The organism is Clostridium algifaecis (assembly GCF_017874415.1).
GTDB lineage: Bacteria > Bacillota > Clostridia > Clostridiales > Clostridiaceae > Clostridium_B > Clostridium_B algifaecis.
Genome location: NZ_JAGGLM010000051.1, coordinates 1 through 1,353, shown reverse-complemented (window position 1 = coordinate 1,353; position 1,353 = coordinate 1). Strand labels below are relative to the sequence as shown.

Here is a 1,353-nt window from a genome sequence, read left to right as displayed (position 1 = left end):
GATATATAAGTACAACTTATATAAGAAATAAACCAGCAATTCTTTTGAGCTATTATAAGTAATAGCAGGAAAAACAGTAATGAGCAAGCAAACTTTTAAATTGAGAGTTTGATCCTGGCTCAGGACGAACGCTGGCGGCGTGCTTAACACATGCAAGTCGAGCGATGAAGCCCCTTCGGGGGTGGATTAGCGGCGGACGGGTGAGTAACACGTGGGTAACCTGCCTCAAAGAGGGGGATAGCCTCCCGAAAGGGAGATTAATACCGCATAAAGCAGAATTCCACATGGAGTTTTGATGAAAGGAGTAATCCGCTTTGAGATGGACCCGCGGCGCATTAGCTAGTTGGTGGGGTAACGGCCTACCAAGGCAACGATGCGTAGCCGACCTGAGAGGGTGATCGGCCACATTGGAACTGAGAGACGGTCCAGACTCCTACGGGAGGCAGCAGTGGGGAATATTGCACAATGGGCGAAAGCCTGATGCAGCAACGCCGCGTGAGTGATGAAGGTCTTCGGATTGTAAAGCTCTGTCTTCTGGGACGACAATGACGGTACCAGAGGAGGAAGCCACGGCTAACTACGTGCCAGCAGCCGCGGTAATACGTAGGTGGCAAGCGTTGTCCGGATTTACTGGGCGTAAAGGGTGCGCAGGCGGATATTTAAGTGGGATGTGAAATCCCCGGGCTTAACCTGGGGGCTGCATTCCAAACTGGATATCTAGAGTGCAGGAGAGGAGAATGGAATTCCTAGTGTAGCGGTGAAATGCGTAGAGATTAGGAAGAACACCAGTGGCGAAGGCGATTCTCTGGACTGTAACTGACGCTGAGGCACGAAAGCGTGGGTAGCAAACAGGATTAGATACCCTGGTAGTCCACGCCGTAAACGATGAGTACTAGGTGTAGGAGGTATCGACCCCTTCTGTGCCGCAGCAAACGCAATAAGTACTCCGCCTGGGAAGTACGATCGCAAGATTAAAACTCAAAGGAATTGACGGGGGCCCGCACAAGCAGCGGAGCATGTGGTTTAATTCGAAGCAACGCGAAGAACCTTACCTGGACTTGACATCCCCTGCATAGCTTAGAGATAAGCGAAGCCCTTCGGGGCAGGGAGACAGGTGGTGCATGGTTGTCGTCAGCTCGTGTCGTGAGATGTTAGGTTAAGTCCTGCAACGAGCGCAACCCTTATTGTTAGTTGCTAACACGCAATGGTGAGCACTCTAACGAGACTGCCGCGGTTAACGCGGAGGAAGGTGGGGATGACGTCAAATCATCATGCCCCTTATGTCCAGGGCGACACACGTGCTACAATGGGCAGAACAGAGAGATGCGAAACCGCGAGGCGGAGCGAAACTCA

The 1,353-nt window shown here is 51.8% G+C and carries 1 rRNA gene; it reads left to right on the top strand.

What is annotated here, in order from left to right:
- Positions 1-96: 96 nt before the first annotated feature.
- Positions 97-1,353, top strand: a 16S ribosomal RNA gene (locus J2Z42_RS14320); the annotation flags it as partial.